Genomic DNA, 21,880 nt, shown 5'->3' on the forward strand with positions numbered 1-21,880 from the left:
TTGCTGTATGCCTTGTGCATAATGAAATTTAAGAATGTTCCTATGCAAAAGAAGAATAGGTTCTTTGCTACGCATCATAAGAACAATCATAACCACCCGTTGAATGAAGTTGGTTTATTAAAAGACTGCCATACAAAAAAAAGACCAGAATCTTCAGTGAAGATTTCTGATCTTTTAATCCATCTAGCTTCTGCTATAACCACATTTTGTGACTCTTTAACTTTTTATTATGGTATCATAGCCTTTTTATTATGTTATCGCATGTTGAGTGCTTCTGTTATTCAGCCACTTCTGTTTTAGATGAGATCAAAAGCTCTTTTAAATCCATAATAGACATCTCGTGCTCGTCCAATATTGATGATACTTCTTTAAACTGTTCCAGCTTAATTTTATCTTGAATGTCTTTTTCCTTTTCTTCTAATGTAATAAGACAATCCTTATACTGTTTCATGGATTCTCTTACCTCTTTTAATTCTTCATTCAGTTTTTCGAGTGGTGTCTTTCTTACTCCTCTTGGCATATCGGTTCTCTCCTTCACAGAAATTATTTGTCAACCATATATTACCAATTATATGCAAATACTTTTTCATTTAGTACAAAGCAAACAAATATTAATTGTTTTTTTCCAAGCTTTCATTTGGAATTTGAGATTTCCTAAATAGTTTAAATCCCTGATAGGAGCCACTTTTTAAGGAGATCTAGATTCTTTATTTGTTATTATAATCCTATAAACCCGTGGTCTTATTCTTTTCCCTGTATTCTTTTGGTGACATGCTGTAATAACTTCGGAATATTCTATGAAAATAGCTGGTATTATCATAACCTACCGCAATGGATATATTGGTTACCGATAGACCCGTGTTTAACAATAGAAAGGATGCCTTATTTAACCGTTTTATTTGTAATAACTCCTTATAGGTCCTTCCGGTCAGCTTCTTAATAGCCCTACTTAACCAGTATATATTGTAGTTTAAGGATATTGCCAGTTCCGTTAACTCTCCCTCTTTGTAATTCTCATCAATAAATTTAAGCACCTGAAAGATTAGCTTCTGCTCAAAACCTTCTTTTGTATGACTGATCTTATCGGTATAATGCATCAGCTGCAAAAACAAAAGTCCCATAGTAACCTGATTGATGCTTCTTTTATTTGGTTGGTCATTAAGAAGAGTCCACACCATATTTTCCACTAAATTCTGAATCGGAAGGGCATCTGCTACTTGAAAATGAAGGAAACTGGCATATCGGGGATCAAAGCAAAGACTACCTACCAAAAAGTCTCGCAAAAGATTTTCTTCCTCTCCCATCATCTCAAAGGCAGTATCAAAAAATTCAGGCAGAATGATAAAATTCACCGCAATATCATCTTCTCCTGCTGGGAGAATCTCCTGGTCAGCATGCTGGTTTAAAAACAGCAACTCTCCTGTTTTTAAAACCACTTCCTCCCCGTCAATGATATGTGTGGTTTCTCCTTTGCACATATAAATTACTTCAATGTAATTATGCTTATGCCTTGGAAAATGAACAAATCTGGTATGAGGCCTGATACGGATCATCTTCCCGTGTTCCAGCATCTTTTTGCTGTCAATTACCAGCTCTTTGCCTTGTGTATACCGTTCTAGATCTATTTCTGTACGGCCATTTATGATTTCCCGTTCCTCATCCGTTATGACTCCAAGACGGTTTATAATCTCCTGATTCACAGAGCAAAGCCTCCTTTAATCTATTGAAAATTCAATGAAATTTTTCCATCGATCTTCCTCTATGTTGCTCTCACTTAAAGTATAGGCATGTTTTTCATCCTGATCTGCCATCAGTTTATAGACAATCCCACCCTGGCTGTCATTTTCCTGAATCCAACGGTCGTCTAACACGATTTTTCCAGCCAAGGTCTTAAAACTCCATTTTGTTGTTTCTCCTGTTGTATTGGTGCTGGTATATGTGACTTCCCCCTCCATCTGGTCGTCCTTAAATACCCCTTCTTTTGCGCTTTTTCGATTAATATCTCCAATTGCTCCATCGTAATAATTATAGCCGCTGGCCCCGCTTCCGTTCATCTTTCCTCCAGACCAGGTGCCATAAGAATAATCATAACGCTTTCCCTCATCCAAGGTAATCACCTGTAAGGCCGTACACGATCCCTCTGGCTGCCCATTTAAAAATTCTCCAGTAAAAACAGTGGAGGGCTTTAAAAATATCAGTCCCTTTGTTCCCAATAGCTTCTTAGACATAGCCGTTCCATCATACATGCACGGAAATTCACTCCAGGAGATCTCATAGCTATCTAAAAGCCTGGCGGCTCCTTCTAGGTCTCCGTTGCCAAAATACCCCATGAGACTATTTAAGAATTCTTGATCCCCCTGGGTAAGGGCAATATCATCACTGTCCTTTTCCGGCAATGCAATCTTTGAACGCTCTGAATCCTTACTGGAATCTGTTTTTAAGATAGCAGTTTCTGTCTGATTTTGCGCCATCTTCCCGTTGCGAAGTGTGCCTGCAACAGCGAGAATAAACAGTAAAAGTGCGGTTAGTAAAATAGCGGCAAGTACTCGGAGATTCTCCTGTCTTTTTATTTCCTTCCACTTATCATTCACAGCACCCCTCCTTTTCATCTTCCACTCTCCAAGCCTTTTTAAGAAGTAATAACCCTTTGGCAATCTCTTCTTCCGTCAGACTGGCGAATCCCAGCACAATGGTAGGCGGATACGTGTTATGCTCTTCATGAATAAAATATCCTGACATTCCATATACCTTTACGTTACTTTCTGCTGCTTTTTTAATAAGCTCCTCTTCCGTTCTTCCTCTTTGATCGGTTAAAAGCAGATGAAGTCCTGCATATTCTCCTCGTATCAAAAATTGGCTCTCAAAAGGTTTAAGTCCTGTAATGAGAGCGTCATGTTTTGCTTTATAAACTGCCCTCATTCGGTTTAGATGTCGCTCGTAATGACCTTCTGCCATAAACTGATAAAGGATATTTTGGTCAATGCGAGAGACGGTAGAAGCATAGAAACTCACCTTCTCTTGGTAAACAGACAGCAGAGACTTTGGAAGCACCATGTAGCTCACACGAATGGCCGGTGCAATGGATTTTGAAAAGGTACCTATATAAATGACCTTATCCATTTGATCCATGCCCTGAAGAGCAGGAATAGGCTGTCCCTTGTAACGGAATTCACTATCATAATCATCTTCGATTAAATATCTGCCTTCCTTTTTATAAGCCCAGGAAAGAAGCTCTTGACGACGCTTTACAGGCATGACAATTCCCGTAGGATATTGGTGAGAGGGCATGACATAGGCCGTATCTGCACCACTTTCATCTAAAAGTCCTACATCCATTCCCTGCTGATCCATAAAGATGGGGACCACCTGGTATTTTAAGCTATCAAAAACACGGTATGCCTGTTTGTACGTAGGATTTTCCATGGCAATGACACGGTCACCAGATAGAATCTGGGACAGCAGCATTAGCATGTATTCACTCCCTGCTCCCACAATAATCTGCTCTGAACAGCAATTTACCCCTCTGGCAGAATGCAGATAAGTACGGATGGCTTCCCGAAACCCAACTTCTCCCTGAGGATCTCCTGCTACAAACATCTCCCGGTTATCATCCACCAGCGTATTTTTCGATATCTTTCTCCAGGTATTAAAGGGAAACGCACAAAGATCAATTCCTCTTGGAGAAAAATCAACGCTCCAGTCAGGCTTAGTGCTTGAATGGGTAGAATTAAGGTTTATGAGTGCACTTCCCTTTTCCAAAAGCGCCTGTCCCGTATGAACCAGACCATCGATTCTTAAAACATAATACCCTTTATAAGGAACCGCCTCAATATATCCTTCTGAGAGCAATTGTTCATACGCCATCTGAGTGGTGCTCCGGCTTATCTTTAAATGCTCTGCCAATTGTCTGGTGGAAGGCAAACGTGTGGAAGGCTTTAGATTCCCTTTCTTTATCTCTTCTTTGATATAGGTATAGATCTGACTATAATACGGAAGTCCAGTCTGATTTTTCAAAGGGATCATTAGTTCCATGCAATCGCCTCCTTTTAAATGTATGAAAAATGCCGCATACCCTTACTTATCTCGGTCATGCAGCAATTTTTCCTTGACCGGCAGTCTAGCCTGTCATTATTATTTTGTTATCTTAAAGGAACTCTTTAAGGATACAATACGGTTAAATACTAAATTCTCTGGTGAGCTATCTTTACAGTCCACACAGAAAAATCCATTTCTTACGAACTGGAAGCTGTCATAAGCCTTTGCTTTTGTTAGCTCTGGCTCAACAAAACAGCTCTTTATGATGGTCAGAGAGTTTGGATTTAAGTTCAGACTTCCGTCTTCGTTAAACTTGCCTTTTTCCTCATCCACAATATTCTCATATAGACGGCATTCTGCCTGAACTGCGGTAGCGGCTGCCACCCAATGAATGGTTCCCTTTACTTTTCTTCCTTCAAAGCCAGAACCACTTCTTGTCTCAGGATCGTAGGTACAATGTACCACAGTAACGTTGCCGTCTGCATCCTTTTCACAGCTTGTACATGTTACAAAGTAAGCATTCATAAGGCGAACCTCATTGCCAGGGAATAGGCGGAAGTACTTTTTCACAGGCTCTTCCATAAAATCTTCCCGTTCAATATAAAGTTCCTTGCCAAAAGGTATCTTTCTCTCACCTAAATCTGGGTTCTCCAGATTATTGGGAGCATCCAGATATTCAATGGTCTCTTCTGGATAATTGTCAATCACTAGCTTGATTGGATCTAAAATTGCCATTACTCTTGGCTTTTTCAGCTTTAAATCTTCACGGATACAATATTCAAGCATGGCGTAATCCACGGAACTGTTGGCCTTTGAAACACCTACAAGATCAACGAACATGCGAAGGGATTCTGGAGTATAACCTCTTCTTCTTAAAGCAGCAATGGAAACAAGACGGGGATCATCCCAGCCGTCTACAATGTTATCTTCAACCAGCTTTTTAATATATCGTTTTCCAGTTATAACATTCGTCAGATAAAGCTTTGCAAACTCGATCTGGCGGGGAGGATTCTCAAATTCGCATTCCTTTACCACCCAGTCATACAAAGGTCTATGATCTTCAAATTCCAAGGTGCATATAGAATGGGTGATCTTTTCGATGGCATCTTCAATGGGGTGAGCATAATCATACATGGGATAAATGCACCAAGCATCTCCTGTGTTATGATGATTCATGCGAGCCACGCGGTAGATAACTGGATCACGCATATTGATATTTGGAGAAAGCATATCAATCTTAGCACGGAGCACCTTTTCTCCATCCTTATAAATGCCATTCTTCATCTCTTCAAACAGCTTTAAATTCTCTTCCACGCTTCGGTTTCTGTATGGGCTATCTTTTCCCGGAGTCTTAAAATCGCCTCGGTATTCCCTTATCTCTTCTGCGGTTAAATCACAGACAAAGGCTTTTCCTTTTTTAATCAAAAGAATGGCACAATCGTACATCTCCTGGAAATAATTAGAAGCGAAGAAAAGGCGGTCTTTAAATTCTGCTCCCAGCCACTTCACGTCTTCCATAATGGATTCTACGTATTCTGTCTTCTCTTTTGTTGGGTTTGTATCATCAAAACGGAGGTTGAACGTTCCACCATACTTTTGAGCCAGGCCATAGTTAAGTAAAATGGATTTCGCATGTCCAATATGCAAATAACCGTTTGGCTCCGGAGGGAATCTTGTCTGAACGTGATTATACACGCCTTCAGAAAGGTCCTTATCTATCTCCTGTTCAATAAAGTTTTTAGAAACAATTTCATCTTTGTTCTCTTCCATCTTTCTTCCTCCATGTCAGTATTTCCAATAATACATTATCATACCATACTTCATCCATTTAGAAAAGGGGGAAAAGAACAGGGTTTTGTTCCTTTTTCACTTTCTTCTGGCCGATTCCCATATTTCCTTTTTCTCTTCATACTGCTGATTGATCCATTCCACTGCCTGCACCCTCCCTTCCTCCGAGAAGGGGAAAACCTCCTTTGTTTTCTGCTCCTCAGGTGTGGCTTCGTAACAGTATGGTTCTGGGTATACGGTCACCTCAAGGCCTGCCTCTTCCTTTTTTAGACGGTAACGCATTCCTTTCATGCTTCCGGCGTAAGGTTCCTTTTTAAAGAATTGTATGGGCACGAAGGTTTCTTTTTTTATCATAGCACTTCTCCTTATTTCAACAAATCGATTTCGTTTAACATTTCATCGCACCAGGAAACTACCGACTTTGCGGAAATAATTCCGTATCGCAAAGGGGCATGGATAAAAAATCTCTGGTCTTTATCAAATGCGGATTGATTTTGTTTCATATATGCTTCCATTTTACCATAATCTTTTAGTTTTTTCATATAATCTTCTTTATAACTTAAAATTATACTACTGATTTCATCTTGTTTTAAATCCTTCGAAAAGGAAAGCTTTAACAAAAATTCTGACCGTGTTGGTTGATAAAGCCAAATAATTTGTCTATAAAAAGAAGCAACCTCCGGTTTTATTCCTCACCGGAGGCTGGCCTTTCATTAACTATATTCTATTCTAAAAATCTTTTACATCCCTGGTCCAACTTTTTTCTTACCTGTACTTTTCGATACACCTGGGCCAGCCTCATCATCAAAAGGATTAGGGGACGAAGCCTGGGTCGTCTGCGTTGGAGACGTTACCACTGAAGTTGTAGGTTGAGGCGCTGTCGTTGGTGCTGACGTAGTAGGAGCCGCCGTGGTCGGGGCTGTCGTATGAGCTGCCGTGGTCGGCTGGGTAGTAGCCTGTGTCGTTGGCTGTACCGGAGCCTTTGTTTCATCCTTTTTCCCGGTTCCATTGGAAGTAGTCAGAGACTCGGTTCCTGGTAAATGGTAGCAAAGAACCGGTATACCTGCGTTTATGTTCTCAAAGATGGTCTTTGCAACGGCTGGAGGAAGATTAATACAGCCATGAGATCCACTGGTTTTATAGATAGATCCGCCAAAGGTACTTCTCCATTTGGCATCGTGAAGACCAATATTGCCGTTAAAGGGCATCCAATAAGCCACTGGAGTCCTGTAATTTTCCCCTTTTAGAGTTGCATCTCTTTCCTTATAAGTAAGGGCGTATACCCCTGCTGGTGTAGACCAACCCTTGGATTCATTGCCTGATACAAAATCTGATTCTACAACAAGTTTACCGTCTTTATAATAGTAGATATGCTGAGCCGTCAGATTGATCTCCACATAGGTGTTACCATAATCCTGAGCACCTCTGCTTGCCGCCTTCTGTTTATAGATAGGCTCTCTTACCTGACTGTTTCCAGAACGGATTAGTTCTGCCAATTCATCTGCTTCTGCGCCCTGATTGATCTTCCAGCCATAGCTTCCGCCTGTTATTTTCACTGGCTGACCACTAGAGGTGGTGAAAGTTTTGGCCTTGTATGCGGTATCATATTTCGTTGCCAGATCCTTTACAAATTCACTGACTGATTTGCTGTCTAAATATACTTTTCCACTTTCATCGGTTTTAATCCATTTGGAAATGGTATCTCCGTTTAGGCTCTTTTTTTCTTCTCCGAATTTATATGTAATGGTGGTGTTCGCATACTGATTCATCGTCTGTACCTTGCTGACAAGACCAGGATCATTGGTTGGTACTTTTGGTGATATGTACGCTCCTGCCTCATCAAGAGAAAGTTCTGGCTTTAAATCAATTACTGCGTTGGAAATCTCAGACTTTACCTTTTCAGGGTTTAGTTCTTTTCCTTCCTTCGCCGCTACAACCTGGTATCCCTGTCCTGATACATAATCAGAGATAGAAGCATCCTGGGCTTTATCCTCATTATTTTCTATTAAACAGGATAATTTAGATACCACAGAATCAAATTTATTCTGGTCAAATTGAATCATCGTTCCTATTTCAAACGATTGGGGCGTCTTTAAGTGTTTTGCCCAAGAAAGTGGCTTTTGCTCCCCAAGTATAGACTCAAGCTTTCCGTCGAACACGGCCTCTAAACCGATATCCATGCCCTTTATCTCTTCGCTAGTTCCTCCCCGCTCCTGTAAAGTAAGCTTATACCCATCAATGGTTAAGGCAATCATCTTTTTGACGTCCATCACGGATTTTTTAGAAACATCCATTCCATTGATAATGGTATTAGGGAAAAATGTCTTTTCGTATGACCTGCCCACTTGAATATATGCAAAAGCAGCGATCAGCGCTACTGCTACAATTCCGCCTCCAACTACTGAAAACCCTAATGCTCCAAAGGGCTTCTTCTTTCTGCTGCGCTGTTCTTGTTTTTCCATTTATTTCCTACCTCTTTACTATCCTTTTCGTTCAGGATTAATTATAACGGATAAACGCAAAATATGTCTAAATATTTATGGTATATTTCTTGACGTTTTTATTACGATTTCCATGAAAGAGTTATTAAGATTTTTCACAGGACGGTTTTACCCTTCATAAGATGGAACTAAGAATGTTCCAAAGGAAACATATTTCATGACACGCTATACTCCTGTTTACGGAACGGTCAGTTCCATCACTCCCTTAAAAAACTCTGCCTTGGACCATAGCTGTTCTCTGCTCATTTCCGTCATGAGCGAAAGTATCGGTCAGGTGAATTTTGTCGTCAAATCAAATACTTATGTTCTCGATCAGCATACCTTTGAGCAAGGGGATCCCATTATTGCCATTTATGATACAAGTGCACCTGTGCCTCTGATTTACCCGCCTCAATTTACTGCTGTCATACTTGCTGAAAATGACGATGGATATCAGGCTATGTTTGATTATTTTAATGACGATCTTTTAAATACCGATGAGACCTTAAAGCTTAATATTGGTGATTCCGATTCTACGGATGTACTTTTACCTAATGGGCAATCATTTTTTTACACTCCAGGAGGAAACCACCTTTTTGTTCTTTACATGTTTACCACCCGCAGCATACCTGCTATGACCACACCTTCGACTGTCATTGTATTTTGCTCCGAATCATAATATGCAAAAAACACCTGACTCTAATAAGATTTCTCCTAGAGTCAGGTGTACTTATTTTTTTATTCACAAAGAAATCCCTTTTTCCTTAATTCCGCTTCGATCCGGTCTAAACTTTTTATGGAATCTGCCGCCACCGTATGGTAATGACAACCGTTGGTTAGCACCTTAAGTGGCTGATCCTTGGAGGTTTGAAGGGCCTCTATAAATTCCTCTGCATCCAGACGGTTATTGATGATAAGATCCACATGGATTTCTCCATAGACTTCATGTTCAATAGACACATCAAGAAGCCTTCCACCGTAATCCACAATGGTCCAAAGCTCACTTAAGGTATCTTCCGTCTTGTGACTGGCCTGAAAGACCCTTACAAAGCTTTCAGCCTCTTTGGAGGGCTTGCGGCGAAGCACATATCCCTTGTTGGTGGAAAGAATCTCCATCTGCTCTGCCCGCATCAGCGCCACATCCTGAACGATTACCTGCCGGCTCACTCCAAACTGCTTTGCGAGCTCTGTTCCGGATATGGGTTTTTCCTCCTCATTTAATAATAGATATAGTTTTTGTCTGCGTTCGTTTCCATCCAATTTCTGCTATTCCCTGCCTTTATCTTTTAAGTCTTCTACTGTTAAAAATATTCCTTCATAGTCCAAAGCCTCACAGAGCCTGGCCATATGAGGCTGCTCAAGCCTGGCTAGTGTAAGGCTTTCCTTCTCGTAAAACACTGATTCCTTTGGCCCGTCAGAGATTACCTCTCCATGAGCCATAACAATAACACGGTCAAAATATTCTGCCACAAAATCCATGTCATGAAGAATTGCTAGGACAAACACTCCATTCTCACTTAACTTTTTTATGATTGATCCCAGTACCTTACGGCCTCTGTCATCTTGAGCGATAGTCGGCTCATCAAGAATTAACACCTTTGGTTCCATGGCGATTACAGAAGCAATGGCTACCATCTTTCGCTCGGATAGATCCAGATCGTATGGATTTTCCTGTTCCCAATGGGACATACCAACCATTTCCAGTGCCCACCTAGCCTTCTCAGTTGCCATTTCCTTGCTCATGCCAATATGAAGAGGTCCTACCATCACTTCATCCATTACCCTGGTTTTAAAAATCTGGTCATCGGGATTTTGGAATACATATCCCACCATTCCCGCCAGCTTTGCGACGGATTTGCCAGAGATATCTTCGCCATTTAAGAGAATCCTACCACTATTGGGCTTTAAAAGCCCTTTCAATAGTTTCACTAACGTAGTTTTTCCCGCACCATTTTGACCGATGAGGGCTGTGGGGTTTTTAGAAAGCTGCAATGACAAGTTTTGAATAACAAGTTTTTGAGAGGTGTAACCAAACTCCAAATCCTGAATATCAAAAAGCTCCTCTTGTTTCTCATCTCCCCTGTATTCTAAACGTGTTCTGCCAGTAAGCTTCTTTGGGAAGTCTTCCTTTAACTCCACTATCTGGGAAAGAGTAACAGGGTATTCTTTGTTCTCCCATTCTGATTTGCTTATATTCAGGGTCTTGGACACCCGGGTATAAACGGGAGGTTGTATTCCATACTTGTCTAAGTCGTCTCTGGAAAATATTTGCTCTGGTGTATCGTAAGCGATTTGCTTTCCCTCATGCATCAGAAGGATCTTATCGCAATATTCTGCCAGTTTTTCCATCTTATGCTCCACCATGAGGACTGTGATTCCGGTATGCTTTAAGGCTTCCACTACCTTAAATACTTCCTCGCTTCCTTGTGGGTCCAATTGGGATGTGGGTTCATCAAGTACAATGACCTGAGGCTCCATAGCAAGAATGCTGGCAATGGCCACTCTCTGGGTTTGTCCCCCGGATAGATCAAAGGGATTCCTGTTTCTATATTCTGTGATATCGAGACGGGCCAGATTATCCTCCACCCGCCTGATAATCTCTCCCCTTGGAATCCCAAGATTTTGAAGGCCAAAGGCAACCTCCTCAAAAACAGTCTCCTTTGCTCCGGATAATTGATTGAATGGATTTTGGAACACCAGCCCAACGTGGCGGCATAGCTCGGCAACTGGAGTTTTACCTGCCTCCATTCCATCGACAAATAACTTACCGCCATAAGCCCCTCGAAACATTGATGGCACCAGCCCTACAAATGCCTGGCACAAGGTACTCTTACCCGCCTTGTTTTCCCCAATGACACCTATAAATTCCCCTTTTTCCACCGTAAAATCAATTCCGTCCAGGGCCAGTTTTTCTGTATGAGGATAGCGATATTTTAATTGTTTCACTTCAATCAAAGCCATGTGGTTATCCTCCATATAACGGAGCCAATGAGAAGTATGGTCATAAAAGCCATAAAAAGCTTATCTTCTCTCTGTAATTTATGGTCCTGCAAAAAAGTCTTTTTCTGTTTGGAATCAAATCCCCGGACCTCAAGTGCGATGGCTCGTTCTCTGGTATTGATTAAGGAACTATTGACCACAGGTGAAATCAGGGGGATAAATGCCCTGGTTCTTACCAATAAATTCCCTTCCGTCTCAAGCCCTCTGCTTCTTTGGGCATCCATAATGGTATTCATGGTTCCCATCATTTGGGGAATGATTTGAAAAACAGAAGAAATCATATATCCAAATCTAGGAGAAAAACCAGCTTGTTCCAAATCATCCACCAATACTGCGGGCCTTGTGGTCAAAACAAAGACTGCAAAAGCAAGAAGCATGTTTAAGATGTTAAGACCTATTTTCGTTGCATACAAAAGACCTTCCTGATAAAAGATAAGGGGGCCCAAAGAAAACAAAATCTGTTCATTCTCCTGGTTAAACAGACCGTGGATTAAAAACACAGTCAAAATTATGGTAAAGGAAAATGCAATCAAGGGTAATACTCTTTTTACGATTCTTCCTGCTATGATAAGGCAAAAGCTTAAACCCAGACACAAGCCATATAAGCCTAAACTGCCCCCGATTAAGGGAATGATAATGGCTACAACAATATAATATAACTTGGAAAAGGAATGAAGTCTAGTTAAAAAAGTATCCTGATCCACATAAAGACTAATGCTTTTCATCAATAATCCGCCTTTTTCTTTAGTCCAAGCTAACTACTTCATCATCCAGTTCATACAAAGAGGTAAGTTTTCTAGGAAGTCCCTTTACAATGGTAAAAACAATCAAAAGGGTGATAAACTTATCTGGAATATCCACAACTACTTCATCGAGAAAAGAACCAAGGATGACTGGAAGACCAGAAGCCTGGGACCAGGCAAATACAGCATCTCCCCAGATATTTCCAGTGGTTCCTCCCCAGAAAATCAGGTTTAAAGGAGTGGAAATCACAACCGCAGTGAAACCAGCCACACAAGCAGTCAAAAGCGCACCAGAAAGGGTTTTCATATGGCCAAGCCTTGCCATAATACCTACTGCCGCACCAATACCAAGACTGGTTAAGGCATATACCAGTGTAATGGAATCCCCAGTGGTAAAACCAAATATCAGGTTATTGGCAGCTCCGCAGATACCGCCAATGATTGGCCCTCCAAGAATTCCTCCAATGCAGGTACCAATGGAGTCCAGCCATAGAGGCAGTTTAAGAACAGAAGCAAATAATTTCCCCAGATAATTGATACCGATACAGGCTGGAATCAGCACAAAGCAGGCTGCATTCCATTTCGTCTTAAATAACTGTTTCATTTTCATATTCTCCCTTCCTGATTCTGACTGATCCGAACAAATGCATGAAGCGCTGTCAGGATCTCTGTTTGTTCTCCCCTCATCATAGCCGATTCCCCATCCGTATAAAGGTTTATGTTCTCTTCTAAGGATTCCTCATACTGGACCACGGTATTCAAGATGGAGGCAGTTTTTACGCCCCTTAAACCACCTGCCACAAAAAGGGCCGAGGTCTCCATATCAGAACCAAGCACTCCCCTTTTTGACCAGTAGTCACATACTTCTTTCTCATCATCGATATAGAAGCTGTCATGACTTCTTACAATGCCGGTATGAAAGACTGACCCTAATTCCCTGGCACTCTCCATCAGGGCCACAAAAAGCTCTGGATCAGGAACTGCCGGGTATGCTAAATCTACATAAGAGGCGGAGGCTCCATCATTTCTCACAGCGCCATTTGCTATGATTAAGTCTCCCAGATGGATTCCCTTTTTAAGAGCGCCACAACTTCCGATCCGTATCATTGCCTTTACTCCAATCCGATGAAGCTCTTCCACTGCAATGGCTGCCGATGCGCCTCCGATCCCAGTGGACACTGCCATTACCTGGATTCCGTGAAAGCTTCCCCTTAAGCTTTTAAATTCCCGGTTAAAAGCAAGTTCCTCTACATCCTCTAAATAGGGGGCGATTCGCTCTAGTCTTTTGGGGTCACCAGGAAGAAGAGCAAAGGGGGCCGCCTGATTTAGAGATAGCTTAATATGAGGCATTATTTCTGACATAAGATGGTTTCTCCTTTCTGCCATTTAATGTCATCAATGTAACACAAAGGGGCTGTCTTGTCAATCTGTTGCCAGATGACAAGACAGCCCCTTTCTTCTTACTTAATAAAAACAGATAACAGGTATTCCAGCATAGACTAAGGTGTAAAGATCCTTTGCTTTTTTCGGAGGCAGATTGACACAGCCATGGCTACCATTGGTCTGATATATGGCTCCCCCAAACTTACTCCTCCAATTGGCATCATGGAAACCAATCCCTCCATTAAAAGGCATCCAGTAATTTACCGGACTCTCATATTCGTAGGTTCCATCTGCCTTCTTATCACCACGAAGAACCCGGTCTGTCTGCTTATAAGACAGGGTAAAGAGTCCTCCAGGAGTTGTATACTTCTTAGAAACGTTTCCAGTTACGCATGGAGCGTCCCAAACCAGTGCCCCGTCCTTATACATGTAAACATGCTGGGCACTCATATCTGCTTCTACATAGGTTCCGCCCCAGTCATTATTCCGATCAGCGGCAGTTTTCGAGTATTTCGGTTCTCTGGTCTGGCTTTGTCCGGTACGAATCACTGCCATTAAAGCCTGGATCTCCGTGGGTTGATCGATCTGCCAGCCATAAGCACCGGAAAGAGGAATATCCTTTCCAGACGTAGTACGAAAACTTCGTTCTCTTCCAAACGTATCGTACTTGTCTCCCAAGGACTTTATGTAGGCTGCTGCCTTGTCCTGATTCACCAAAATGGAACCATCTGCTCCTCCGGTGATCCAGGAACTTAACTCCTCTCCGCCCAGAACCTCTGATTTGCTTCCAAACGTATAGGTGATCTGCATCTCTCTTACCTTATTCAGGGCCTCACACTGGGTCTTTAAACCCGGGTCATCCTTTGTAACGGTAACAGCGTCATAGCAACCAGAGTCTACTACATTAATCTCCCGAAGTTCCTGGTTTAACCCATTCTTAACCACTTCCTCCAGCTTTCCCATATTCACGCTGTTTCCCTGAACTTCTGGAATAATGGCAAACGGTTCTCCCTGCTGAAAAGAAGATATCTTTGCATTCACTGTGGATACGATTCCCTGACCGCTTACAAAAGAAAGGCCGTTTAGCTTCTCTTTTAATTTAGCCCCATCAAAGGACACCGTACTTTTTAAGCTGCGGCTGTTATCCTCAGCAGGTCCTGCCACACGCCCGGAAGCATTTTGTTCATCCAAAATGGTCTTTAATCCATCGGTGATCACCACTTGATAGGAGACCTCAGAACCTTTTATCACCTCACTCTTACCATCCCTTGACTTAAGCGTGAGATTATACTCTCTTCCATAAAAACCCTCTATCTGTACTTTTGCTTCCTCTACTGTCATACCGCCAACGAAAACTCCATTGATCTTTGTTCCAGGTACAAATTTTAAAGAAACATCTGCCAGTGCACTTCCTTGTCCTGCCAGCATAAATACTCCTGTCAGAATAAGGACTTTAGCTAATGTAAGTACATGATTTCTTTTCCTGTTCATTCCCTCAAATCCTTTGCTGTATTTTATGGAAATAATTCCCATACTTTTCTAGGGTAACACGATTCAAACGGAATAACAAGCGTAAAAATCACCTAATTTTTTCACTCTCAAGATGCTTTAGAATCTCTCTTTTGTATTCCAGAAATTCTTCTGATATGTGAAACTCCTTATTTCTTGGCTTTTCCTCCCTGATTATAATCTCTTTGGTTATTCTGCCAGGGGCTCCGGTTAAAAGGAGTATTCGGTCAGATAAAAGAATGGCTTCGTCAATATCATGGGTAATAAATAAAGTGGATAACTTAATCTCCTCCATCACCTTTAAGTACCACTCATGCATGGCATGTTTGGTCAGCATATCAAGAGCGGAAAATGGTTCATCCAAAAGAGCAATGGGCCTTGAGAATAAATAAGTCCTTAAAAGGGCAGCCCTTTGCCTCATACCACCAGAAAGCTGGGAGGGGTATTTCTTCTGCGTTCCCTCCAAACCAAACAGGGTGAAGTATTGGGAGGCTTTGCTTCTAGCTTCCCTTTTCTTCATTCCACCAATCAGTAGAGGAAGGGCAACATTATCTACAACCGTCCGGTAAGGAAGCAATAAATCTTTTTGCAGCATATAACTGACTTTTCCAGGTTTCCCTGTGACCTCTTCCCCATCTATCAATACATGCCCTTCCTCTGGGATGCAAAGTCCCGCAAGAACCTGGAATAGCGTGGTTTTTCCTCCGCCACTGGCTCCAAGAAGGGAAACTAACTCCCCCTCTCTAAGTTCTAAGGAGACCCCCTCTAAGATGGTTCTGCCGTCAAAGGATTTCTTTATGCCCTTGGCCTCTAAATGTACCATGTAATCCTCCTAACCCATTACTGGGGTAAATAATCGTTAGAAAAACCAGTGTTTTCTGGAATCTCAGGGTTTGAGAGCCCATTTTCATTGAGCCAGTTATAAAACCGGTTCCATCGTTTCGGATCGATATATCCCCAAACATCTACATCGGCCTGATATTTATCTGCAAGATATTTCTGGCTCTCCAGGACAAGATTTTTATCAAGCTCTGGTGCTGCTTTTAATAAAATCCCAGCCGCTTCTTCTGGATTCTTCACTGCATCTTCATACCCCTTGCTTAAGGCGGCAAGAAATGCTCTTGCTGTCTCTGGATCCTTCTTTAAAAATTCATTGCCAGCAATCACTACAGGGGTATAGTAATCAAAAGCTGGGTTTATATCTGCAAATGTGAAATAGTCTGTTTCAAGTCCTACCTGTTCCATCTTTACACCAGCCCAGGCATAAAAGATCCAAATCGCATCAACTGATTTTGTTTTCAACGCAGAAACTTCATCGGTTACTGTGCTTGGAATCATTTCCACCTTGGAAAAATCACCACCGTCTGCTTCCACCACGTCTTTCATCATAGCTTTTTCCACTGGGCTATCCCAGGTGGCATATTTCTTTCCTTCCAGCCCTTTGGGAGAATCCATTCCTTCCCCTTTTCTTGAGATAATTCCGGAAGTATTATGTTGAATCACAGCTGCTACTGCTGTAATAGGAAGGGCATTTTCCCCAACCAAAGCGGGTGCCATGGAATCCTGAAACGACATACCAAACTCCGCTTTCCCAGAAGCAACCAAAACTGCTGCTCCATCTTCTGGTGGCTGCACGATCTCTACGGAAAGACCTGCGTCTTTAAAATACCCCTTTTCCTTTGCTACGTAAAGGCCCGTATGATTGGTGTTAGGTGTCCAGTCTAGTACAAATGTTACTTTTTTCAAATCCTTCGTTTCTGTATTTACTGCCTGCTTATCCTGCTTTTGGCAGGCGCTTAAGGATGCAACAACTGTGGCCGCAATTAAGATTGCCAAACGTACTTTTTTCATAATTTCCTCCAAATTAATTCTATTGTTTCTGTTCCCATGGCATGCATTTTTTAGAAAGCATGTCCACTCCCTTCATAAGAAGAAGGCTGATAATTGATATTAGAATGATTACTGCAAACATCTTATCAAAAGCAAATGCTTTTTTCACTCGGGTCATATACACTCCAAGACCACCAAACCCACCAAGCCACTCCGAAATAACGGCTCCCACCACTGCGTATGAGGCAGAGATGCGAAAGCTGGAAAAGAACTGTTTCATGGCCCCAGGAAGCTTGATATATCGAAATATGCTAACAGGCCCGGCTCCCATGGACCGTAAAAGACTGACTGCATCCGGGTCCTGAGATCGAAACCCGGAAAGAAGCCCTATGGTAACCGGAAAGAATGTGGTCATTACAATGAGAATGATCTTTGGGGTCATCTCATAACCAAACCATAATACAAGTAACGGAGCAAGAGCCACCGTAGGAACGGTCTGAGTCAAAACAATCAAAGGATAGAAGGCCCGGTAGACCTTATCAAAATGATCCATAATGATTGCAATGATAAAACCTATGACCACTCCTAGAAAAAGCCCTGCAAATGCCTCTGTCAGTGTTATCTTTGCATGCTCCATCAGGACTGGAAATTCAGTTATTAACGCTCTTCCTACCCTTTCTGGAGATGGAAGTAAATAAGGCTCTATAAGTCTCAGGGAAGATATCCCCTGCCATAGGAAAAGAAGTCCCAATACTGCAGAGCATGACCACAGCTTATTGGTGATGCTTTGTGACTTTCTTTTCAATGGTTAAAACCTCTCCTTCTGGCCGATAGGTAACTTTGATATAAGCGGCCACAGAAGGAGCGCCTGCACGAATGGCGATGTGCTGACATTCCTTTATAATATCCATCAGTTCATCGTAATCCCCTTCTATGGCAGTCTCAAAGGGACCTACATAATAATTAAGTCCCGTACTTTTGATATAATCTATGACCAGATCTACAATACGGATTAATTCCTCATCATTTTTTGCTTCTGGAAGTGTTTGGATTGCTACGCTTGCATTCATATTTTTCTCTCCTTTTCTTAAATAAAAGTGTCCGCTTGCGGACTCTTGCGCTGGAGCGCAGTTGCTTTAGCAACTATACTACCTTGGCGCGGAGTGCGCATCCCCCGGAAGGTTTTATCATATAGGATGAACTTTCCTATATGATAAAAACCCGCCCGGATATCCGGGCGGGTTAACAGGCAAAGCCTGAAAGTTTCCTACGCTGGCATTATCCAGATCAGGTTACAGGGTTTAAAACATCACTGTTTTATCTCAGCCGGATAGGATCCAGCACCCCTTTTTAGTTTTCATTGAAAGTATACATCGAACCAGAAACAAAGTCAAGTTTACCCACTCACTCATTTCATAAGTTCTGCATGCCTGATAGACTGATCCCCAGGTTGGACATGTTATACAAAAGGGCGGACGTCGTTGGAAATATTCTTCTTCGCTTTCCTCTCTATATGATAAATTATATTACTTTTTGACGGATGCTGTCACTTTAGACCAGTGCAACAACGCCAGTGCCCCGATATCCGGGTCATACATCTTACCAAGATTTTTTTTAATTTCCTCATAGCAGTAATCTAAGGAATAGGCCTTTCGGTAGCCACGGTCAGAGGTCATCGCATCTATGGAATCGCAGATGGCTATAATCCTTGCTCCAAGTGGAATTTCTTTTCCTTTTAATCCACTTGGATATCCCTTACCATCATAGCTCTCATGATGGTAAAGAACAATATCCTTTAATTCATTTAAATGCCTGGATTTGCTTAATATATCAGCACCCGTCTTGGGATGCTTTTTTATGGCAGCCCATTCTTCTTCCTGAAGCCTGTCCGGTTTATTTAAGATTGCATCCGGAACACCTATCTTACCAATATCATGAAGGTGAGCCGCAACATGGATCTTATCCACCTCAGCCTCAGGAAGCCCCAAAACCCCAGAAAGGGCCAGCGCCATTTCGCTGACCCTTTGAGAATGCCCGGCTGTATAAGGGTCTTTTGCATCCAGTGCACTTACAATACACTCTATGATTTCATGATAATCAATCCCATCACTGCATAGCTCAAATCTGGCTTCTATATTCATATTTTTATTTACTCTTATTCAAGTTAGTAATCGCTAACCATTAATTAGTAACATCCGGCCTGTTCACATTCACAAGGCTTTACGGAAATAGACGCAATCTTTTGGTTGCTTAAATAACCGCAGGCAGAAAGTCCAGCTCGAACAACCAGATTCCAGTTTTTTGCGGATAAATGATACGTAGTTTCATCGTCAAGAATGACGGTACACGCATTTTCCATGGCGCAGGTTTCTGAATAGGCGATTTTATACATGTTCTTTCTACTGATGGCACCAATCTCCTCTAACACATTTACCATGCGATAGACGGTAGCTGCACCAATGCTTTCATCAACCTTTGATGCTTTATAATATATCTCTTTACAACTGGAACACTCATGTCCTAGGATGATATCCAGCAGCGTGAGGCGCTGTTTTGTTATTCTGCATCCTTTTTCCTTCAGTCGTTCAATAATAAGTTCCTTCTGCATTCTTGATGTGTGATAGCTTCTGGAGTCAGTCACTTTTCTTTTTTCACTGATCATGTTGCGATTTTCCATTATGGCACCTCCGTTTACTGGTCTTAATAGGGGTTATTAGCTACAATGTCCTCCGCAATCCTTGCATGATTGACCGCATTGGATGGACTTTCCATTTTTCTTGTCACGTATCAGGCTTTTAACTGCTAATGTTACTCCGCCGATTACAATTAATAAAACAATAATTGTTCCCATGATTACCCTCCTTATATATCGAGCCTGCACTTACATGCAGGCTCTTTTTTCGTGTACCGCGACTTATTTGGCGCCTGCTACACTTTTTGATTTTGTTGTCTTATATTCTTTCATTGGTCTAATAAGAAGACCGATAAATCCAATGATCAAAGCAAATGCTACAAATGTGAAGAATCCAAAGGTTCCTGTGGTGATGAGCGTACCGATCTGGTAAACACAAAGTGCTACCACATAAGCAAGGATTGTCTGATATCCAACTGCATACCAAAACCATCTGGTGTTATTCATCTCTCTTTTAATGGCACCCATCGCTGCAAAGCAAGGAGCGCAAAGAAGATTAAATACCAAGAAGGAATAAGCTGCCACAGCAGTCATGCTTCCTGCAAGAGTTCCCCAAATCTCAGTTCCATCTTCCGCTACTTCTGCAAATCCGTAAAGGATACCAAAGGTTCCTACTACGTTCTCTTTTGCGATCAGGCCTGTGATAGCAGCAACGGCTGATTTCCAGTTACCCCAACCAAGAGGAGCAAATAACCAGCTTACGCTACTTCCTAATGCTGCAAGTACACTGTGATCAAGCTCTAAGGTGTCAAGAAGTCTAAACTGTCCGTCAACCCAGCCAAAGTAAGAAGCAAACCATACAACGATAGTAGCCAGTAAAATGATGGTACCAGCTTTTTTAATAAAGGACCAGCCACGTTCCCACATGCTTCTTAAGATGTTTTCTAAGGTTGGCATATGATAAGCTGGAAGCTCCATAACAAAGGGAGCTGGATCTCCGGAAAAAATCTTTGTCTTTTTAAGAATGATACCAGAACAGATAATTGCTGCAATTCCTACAAAGTAAGCACTTGGTGCTACCCATGCAGCTCCACCAAACAACGCACCTGAAATCAGAGCGATAATCGGAAGCTTTGCACTACAAGGAATGAAAGTCGTTGTCATGATTGTCATCTTACGGTCACGGTCATTTTCAATGGTACGTGATGCCATAATTCCTGGTACGCCACATCCAGTTCCGATTAACATCGGAATAAAGGACTTACCGGAAAGGCCGAATTTACGGAAGATACGGTCCATGATAAATGCAACTCTTGCCATATATCCGCAGCTCTCCAAAAATGCGAGGAATACGAAAAGTACTAACATCTGAGGAACGAAACCAAGAACAGCGCCGACACCGGCAACGATTCCGTTAACGATCAAGCCCTGAAGCCAGTCTGCACAACCAATTGCAACTAAAAGGTTTTCAATCATGACTGGAATTCCAGGTATATCAATACCAAAGAACGTAAATCCATCACCAAAGAGGTTATCATTGGTCCAGTCTGTCGCCCAAGTACCAACGGTGGTAACGGACACATAATATACTAGAAACATTACCGCAGCAAAAATAGGAATGGCTAGAAATCGGTTGGTAACGATCTGGTCAATCTTATCTGATACTGTAAGTTTATCTCTTTTGCTTCTTGTGTAACACTCCCCTATAATAGAAGAGATGTAGGTATACCTCTCATTGGTAATAATACTTTCTGTATCATCATCCATCTCACGTTCAACCAGAGTTATCTCCTCAGATACATCAGGAACTCTCTTAAGCTGACTTTCAATCTTTTCGTCTTTTTCTAAAAGCTTAATTGCAAAGAAACGTTTTTGTTCTTCTGGAACATCGTTTCCTAATTTATCCTCAATGGAATCCAATACACTTTCCAATTCTGCCTGGAATTTATGAACTGGAATTGCATTCTTCTTTTTATTTGCAACCGCAATTGCCTTCTCAGCCGCCTGCTGGATACCGGTCCCCTTTAACGCGGAGATTTCCACTACTTCACAACCAAGTTTTTGACTCAGTTTTTCGATATGTATCTTGTCTCCGTTTTTCGCAACGATATCCATCATGTTAATAGCCATGATGACTGGAATTCCCAACTCCATAAGTTGGGTAGATAAGTAAAGGTTACGTTCTATGTTGGTTCCGTCTACAATGTTAAGGATAGCATCAGGACGCTCTCCAATCAAATAGTTTCTAGCAACTACTTCTTCCAATGTATAAGGAGAAAGAGAATAAATTCCCGGAAGATCCATAATGATAACATCTTTATGGCCTTTTAATCTTCCTTCCTTCTTCTCAACAGTAACTCCGGGCCAGTTCCCCACAAACTGATTTGATCCCGTAAGCGCATTAAACAGCGTCGTCTTTCCGCAGTTTGGATTTCCTGCTAATGCAATCTTAATTGACATACTCTACCTCTTTCTGCCTG

At 41.8% G+C, this 21,880-nt stretch carries 23 protein-coding genes and 1 riboswitch; of the genes, 1 reads left to right on the forward strand and 22 read right to left on the reverse strand.

Annotated features, from left to right (window positions below; translation table 11 throughout):
- Positions 1-277: 277 nt before the first annotated feature.
- The 8 genes from BET01_RS14540 to BET01_RS14575 all read right to left on the reverse strand — a co-directional run bounded on the left by BET01_RS14540 (position 278) and on the right by BET01_RS14575 (position 8,285).
- Positions 278-520, reverse strand: a complete 243-nt coding sequence (locus BET01_RS14540; protein ID WP_120197529.1) for a hypothetical protein — start codon at positions 518-520, stop codon at positions 278-280.
- 205 nt (positions 521-725) lie between these two features.
- Complete coding sequence (locus BET01_RS14545; RefSeq protein ID WP_120197530.1) at positions 726-1,700, reverse strand: AraC family transcriptional regulator; 975 nt, start codon at positions 1,698-1,700, stop codon at positions 726-728.
- Positions 1,701-1,715: 15 nt separating this feature from the next.
- Positions 1,716-2,591, reverse strand: coding sequence for an MORN repeat-containing protein (locus BET01_RS14550; protein WP_158585076.1), 876 nt, complete (start codon positions 2,589-2,591; stop codon positions 1,716-1,718).
- Entirely contained in the window at positions 2,584-4,032 is a 1,449-nt protein-coding gene (gene pdxR / locus BET01_RS14555) for a MocR-like pyridoxine biosynthesis transcription factor PdxR (RefSeq protein WP_120197532.1), read from the reverse strand. The genes BET01_RS14550 and pdxR overlap by 8 nt, the downstream gene beginning before the upstream one ends.
- 99 nt (positions 4,033-4,131) lie before the next feature.
- A complete protein-coding gene (locus tag BET01_RS14560; RefSeq protein ID WP_120197533.1) occupies positions 4,132-5,805 on the reverse strand; it encodes a glutamine--tRNA ligase/YqeY domain fusion protein in 1,674 nt (557 codons plus the stop codon).
- A gap of 96 nt (positions 5,806-5,901) precedes the next feature.
- Positions 5,902-6,177 carry a GNAT family acetyltransferase gene (locus tag BET01_RS14565; protein WP_120197534.1) on the reverse strand — a complete coding sequence of 92 codons (276 nt, stop codon included), beginning with the start codon at positions 6,175-6,177 and terminating at the stop codon, positions 5,902-5,904.
- Positions 6,178-6,188: 11 nt separating this feature from the next.
- Positions 6,189-6,512, reverse strand: coding sequence for a hypothetical protein (locus BET01_RS14570; protein WP_120197535.1), 324 nt, complete (start codon positions 6,510-6,512; stop codon positions 6,189-6,191).
- Positions 6,513-6,563: 51 nt separating this feature from the next.
- Positions 6,564-8,285, reverse strand: a complete 1,722-nt coding sequence (locus BET01_RS14575; RefSeq protein ID WP_120197536.1) for a L,D-transpeptidase family protein — start codon at positions 8,283-8,285, stop codon at positions 6,564-6,566.
- A 196-nt stretch (positions 8,286-8,481) separates the two neighbouring features.
- Between BET01_RS14575 and BET01_RS14580 the strand changes: the two genes are divergently transcribed.
- Positions 8,482-8,982 carry a hypothetical protein gene (locus tag BET01_RS14580; RefSeq protein ID WP_120197537.1) on the forward strand — a complete coding sequence of 167 codons (501 nt, stop codon included), beginning with the start codon at positions 8,482-8,484 and terminating at the stop codon, positions 8,980-8,982.
- A 59-nt stretch (positions 8,983-9,041) separates the two neighbouring features.
- Here the strand turns inward: BET01_RS14580 and BET01_RS14585 are convergent, their stop codons facing one another.
- The 14 genes from BET01_RS14585 to feoB all read right to left on the reverse strand — a co-directional run bounded on the left by BET01_RS14585 (position 9,042) and on the right by feoB (position 21,860).
- Complete coding sequence (locus BET01_RS14585) at positions 9,042-9,563, reverse strand: transcription repressor NadR (protein ID WP_120197538.1); 522 nt, start codon at positions 9,561-9,563, stop codon at positions 9,042-9,044.
- A 6-nt stretch (positions 9,564-9,569) separates the two neighbouring features.
- Positions 9,570-11,264: an ABC transporter ATP-binding protein gene (locus BET01_RS14590; RefSeq protein WP_120197539.1), complete on the reverse strand. Its 1,695-nt coding sequence runs from the start codon at positions 11,262-11,264 to the stop codon at positions 9,570-9,572.
- Positions 11,255-12,028 carry an energy-coupling factor transporter transmembrane component T family protein gene (locus BET01_RS14595; protein ID WP_120197540.1) on the reverse strand — a complete coding sequence of 258 codons (774 nt, stop codon included), beginning with the start codon at positions 12,026-12,028 and terminating at the stop codon, positions 11,255-11,257. The genes BET01_RS14590 and BET01_RS14595 overlap by 10 nt, the downstream gene beginning before the upstream one ends.
- A 19-nt stretch (positions 12,029-12,047) precedes the next feature.
- Positions 12,048-12,650, reverse strand: a complete 603-nt coding sequence (locus tag BET01_RS14600; protein WP_120197633.1) for an ECF transporter S component — start codon at positions 12,648-12,650, stop codon at positions 12,048-12,050.
- Positions 12,651-12,652: 2 nt separating this feature from the next.
- On the reverse strand, positions 12,653-13,408 hold the full coding sequence (locus BET01_RS14605; RefSeq protein WP_120197541.1) for a nucleoside phosphorylase: 756 nt from the start codon (positions 13,406-13,408) through the stop codon (positions 12,653-12,655).
- Between the two features lie 102 nt (positions 13,409-13,510).
- Positions 13,511-14,920: a L,D-transpeptidase family protein gene (locus tag BET01_RS14610; protein ID WP_120197634.1), complete on the reverse strand. Its 1,410-nt coding sequence runs from the start codon at positions 14,918-14,920 to the stop codon at positions 13,511-13,513.
- An 88-nt stretch (positions 14,921-15,008) separates the two neighbouring features.
- Positions 15,009-15,761: an ABC transporter ATP-binding protein gene (locus tag BET01_RS14615; RefSeq protein WP_120197542.1), complete on the reverse strand. Its 753-nt coding sequence runs from the start codon at positions 15,759-15,761 to the stop codon at positions 15,009-15,011.
- A gap of 17 nt (positions 15,762-15,778) precedes the next feature.
- Complete coding sequence (locus tag BET01_RS14620; RefSeq protein ID WP_120197543.1) at positions 15,779-16,789, reverse strand: ABC transporter substrate-binding protein; 1,011 nt, start codon at positions 16,787-16,789, stop codon at positions 15,779-15,781.
- A 19-nt stretch (positions 16,790-16,808) separates the two neighbouring features.
- Complete coding sequence (locus BET01_RS14625) at positions 16,809-17,573, reverse strand: ABC transporter permease (protein WP_120197544.1); 765 nt, start codon at positions 17,571-17,573, stop codon at positions 16,809-16,811.
- The gene (locus BET01_RS14630) at positions 17,542-17,838 is read right to left on the reverse strand and encodes a thiamine-binding protein (protein ID WP_120197545.1); all 297 of its coding nucleotides are present in this window, start codon (positions 17,836-17,838) and stop codon (positions 17,542-17,544) included. Before BET01_RS14630 ends, BET01_RS14625 begins: the two co-directional genes overlap by 32 nt.
- A 176-nt stretch (positions 17,839-18,014) precedes the next feature.
- Positions 18,015-18,126, reverse strand: a riboswitch (TPP riboswitch).
- 168 nt (positions 18,127-18,294) lie between these two features.
- Positions 18,295-18,909 carry an HD-GYP domain-containing protein gene (locus BET01_RS14635; RefSeq protein ID WP_120197546.1) on the reverse strand — a complete coding sequence of 205 codons (615 nt, stop codon included), beginning with the start codon at positions 18,907-18,909 and terminating at the stop codon, positions 18,295-18,297.
- 44 nt (positions 18,910-18,953) lie between these two features.
- Positions 18,954-19,445: a transcriptional repressor gene (locus tag BET01_RS14640; RefSeq protein ID WP_120197547.1), complete on the reverse strand. Its 492-nt coding sequence runs from the start codon at positions 19,443-19,445 to the stop codon at positions 18,954-18,956.
- Positions 19,446-19,481: 36 nt separating this feature from the next.
- Entirely contained in the window at positions 19,482-19,619 is a 138-nt protein-coding gene (locus BET01_RS14645; RefSeq protein WP_120197548.1) for a FeoB-associated Cys-rich membrane protein, read from the reverse strand.
- A 63-nt stretch (positions 19,620-19,682) separates the two neighbouring features.
- Positions 19,683-21,860 (reverse strand): ferrous iron transport protein B, encoded by a 2,178-nt coding sequence (feoB, locus tag BET01_RS14650; protein ID WP_120197549.1) that lies wholly within the window; start codon positions 21,858-21,860, stop codon positions 19,683-19,685.
- Between the last annotated feature and the right edge of the window lie 20 nt (positions 21,861-21,880).

This window comes from Lacrimispora algidixylanolytica, from assembly GCF_003609635.1.
Classification (GTDB): domain Bacteria; phylum Bacillota; class Clostridia; order Lachnospirales; family Lachnospiraceae; genus Lacrimispora; species Lacrimispora algidixylanolytica.

Excerpts from the sequence above, each read along its gene's own strand:
- BET01_RS14605 (WP_120197541.1), bottom strand. The coding sequence starts at position 13,408 with ATGTCAGAAATAATGCCTCATATTAAGCTATCTCTAAATCAGGCGGCC.
- BET01_RS14560 (WP_120197533.1), bottom strand. The coding sequence starts at position 5,805 with ATGGAAGAGAACAAAGATGAAATTGTTTCTAAAAACTTTATTGAACAG.
- BET01_RS14595 (WP_120197540.1), bottom strand. The coding sequence starts at position 12,028 with ATGAAAAGCATTAGTCTTTATGTGGATCAGGATACTTTTTTAACTAGA.
- BET01_RS14635 (WP_120197546.1), bottom strand. The coding sequence starts at position 18,909 with ATGAATATAGAAGCCAGATTTGAGCTATGCAGTGATGGGATTGATTAT.
- BET01_RS14620 (WP_120197543.1), bottom strand. The coding sequence starts at position 16,789 with ATGAAAAAAGTACGTTTGGCAATCTTAATTGCGGCCACAGTTGTTGCA.
- BET01_RS14575 (WP_120197536.1), bottom strand. The coding sequence starts at position 8,285 with ATGGAAAAACAAGAACAGCGCAGCAGAAAGAAGAAGCCCTTTGGAGCA.
- BET01_RS14645 (WP_120197548.1), bottom strand. The coding sequence starts at position 19,619 with ATGGGAACAATTATTGTTTTATTAATTGTAATCGGCGGAGTAACATTA.
- BET01_RS14590 (WP_120197539.1), bottom strand. The coding sequence starts at position 11,264 with ATGGCTTTGATTGAAGTGAAACAATTAAAATATCGCTATCCTCATACA.
- BET01_RS14540 (WP_120197529.1), bottom strand. The coding sequence starts at position 520 with ATGCCAAGAGGAGTAAGAAAGACACCACTCGAAAAACTGAATGAAGAA.
- BET01_RS14580 (WP_120197537.1), top strand. The coding sequence starts at position 8,482 with ATGACACGCTATACTCCTGTTTACGGAACGGTCAGTTCCATCACTCCC.
- feoB (WP_120197549.1), bottom strand. The coding sequence starts at position 21,860 with ATGTCAATTAAGATTGCATTAGCAGGAAATCCAAACTGCGGAAAGACG.
- BET01_RS14630 (WP_120197545.1), bottom strand. The coding sequence starts at position 17,838 with ATGAATGCAAGCGTAGCAATCCAAACACTTCCAGAAGCAAAAAATGAT.
- BET01_RS14615 (WP_120197542.1), bottom strand. The coding sequence starts at position 15,761 with ATGGTACATTTAGAGGCCAAGGGCATAAAGAAATCCTTTGACGGCAGA.
- BET01_RS14610 (WP_120197634.1), bottom strand. The coding sequence starts at position 14,920 with ATGAACAGGAAAAGAAATCATGTACTTACATTAGCTAAAGTCCTTATT.
- BET01_RS14640 (WP_120197547.1), bottom strand. The coding sequence starts at position 19,445 with ATGGAAAATCGCAACATGATCAGTGAAAAAAGAAAAGTGACTGACTCC.
- BET01_RS14600 (WP_120197633.1), bottom strand. The coding sequence starts at position 12,650 with ATGAAACAGTTATTTAAGACGAAATGGAATGCAGCCTGCTTTGTGCTG.
- pdxR (WP_120197532.1), bottom strand. The coding sequence starts at position 4,032 with ATGGAACTAATGATCCCTTTGAAAAATCAGACTGGACTTCCGTATTAT.
- BET01_RS14565 (WP_120197534.1), bottom strand. The coding sequence starts at position 6,177 with ATGATAAAAAAAGAAACCTTCGTGCCCATACAATTCTTTAAAAAGGAA.